Here is a 1,392-nt window from a genome sequence, read left to right as displayed (position 1 = left end):
GGTGAAGGGGGGTCCGCGCGCGGGTGGGGTGTTTTCTGGATCGGCACGCGCGCGCGGTGGGGTGTTGCGGGGTCCGGCACGCGCGCGTGAAGTCACGGTTCCAGGATCACCTTTCCCGTCGTCCTGCGGCTTTCCAGGGCCCGGTGGGCGGCTGCTGCCTGCGCGAGGGGGAAGCGGTGGACGGCTGGTGTGAGGGTGCCGGTTGCGGCCTCTGTGAGGGCTTGGGTCTCCAGTGTGCGGAGGGGGGTTTTCTCGAACATGACGGGGCCGAGGACGTGTTGGGACAGGCCCGGCACCTCGTGGGCGGTGCCGTTGGTGACGCCCTGGGAGGACCAGCCGAAGATGAGGTGTTGGCCGGTGGGGGTCAGGAGGGCGGTCGATTCGCGGGCCGCTTCGCCGCCCACGCCGTCGAGGACGATCGTGGCGCGGCGGGGGCCCAGGTAGGTGCGGAGGTGGTGGGGCCAGTCGGGGGTGGTGTAGTCGAGGGCGAGGTCGGCGCCGTTCGCGCGCGCCTGCGCGGTCTTCGCCGGGCCGCCTGCCAGGGCTATGACCGTGGCGCCCCGGTGTTTGGCGTACTGGACCAGGAGGGTGCCGATTCCGCCTGCCGCCGCCGGGATGATGGCGATCGAGGCGGGGGTGAGGGTGGCGAACTGGAGGATGCCGAGGGCTGTGCGGCCGGTGCCGATCATGGCTACGGCCTGGGCTTCGTCGAGGGGGTCGGGGATCTCGTGGAGGCTGAGGCCGCGGTCGGGTTCACCGTCGATACGGGGGCCACGCTGCTCGGCGGGTTCCTCTGGTGCGCGGGCGTTCTGCTGCTGGCCCTCCTCGCATCCCGGCGTACGCCCCTTCCGCTGCGCTGGGGGTTCGTCCACCGCGTCGTACGGCCCGCCGTGTCCGCCGTCGTGTCCGTGCTGCTCGTCGCCGTCGCGGCGGGGTGGGCTGCCGCCGTGTTCGCGTCCCTCCGGGACGATCACCCCGGCCGCATCTACGGCTCGGCGCTCCTCGGTGCGCCCAACGGGGTGTGGGTCGGGGTCGACGTCGGGTTGTTCGTGCCGCATGACGGGCGGGCCAGCGGGATCCTCACGTACGTCCTGCCGGACCCGCTGGACCGGTTGCTCGCGGCTGGGGATCCGCAGTCCGTCACGCTTCCCCGGCTCGCCGAACTCGACGGGCGCGTCTGGCTGTTGGGGGTCGCCGCCGTCCTGATGATGCTGCTGGCGGGCGTGTTCGCGGCGGTCCGTACGCCCGTGGAGGGCGGGGCGCGGCGGTTCGTCACGGGGTGCGCCGTGCGGTTGGGGGTCGTCACGGGGGTGGCCTTGGCCTTGCTCGCCCGGGTGACGGTTGTTTCCGTCGACGCGGGGTTGTCCGTGCTGGGGTTCGACGCGGTGGGGG

Annotated in this window: 1 protein-coding gene and 1 pseudogene; one reads left to right on the top strand and one right to left on the bottom strand. The window is 73.0% G+C overall.

Annotation, left to right across the window (positions count from 1 at the left end; all coding sequences use genetic code 11):
- Positions 1 to 92: 92 nt before the first annotated feature.
- A pseudogene (locus AOK24_RS44865) lies at positions 93 to 734 on the bottom strand (zinc-binding dehydrogenase); the annotation flags it as partial.
- Here AOK24_RS44865 and AOK24_RS52170 point away from each other — a divergent pair.
- The coding region (locus AOK24_RS52170; protein ID WP_240554438.1) for a streptophobe family protein at positions 729 to 1,392 on the top strand (664 nt) is incomplete at its 3' end. The pseudogene AOK24_RS44865 and the gene AOK24_RS52170 overlap by 6 nt on opposite strands.

The organism is Streptomyces niveiscabiei, from assembly GCF_001419795.1.
Taxonomy (GTDB): Bacteria; Actinomycetota; Actinomycetes; order Streptomycetales; family Streptomycetaceae; genus Streptomyces; species Streptomyces niveiscabiei.
The sequence above is the reverse complement of the archived record's forward strand: the minus strand, read 5'-3'. Positions and strand labels throughout refer to the sequence as shown.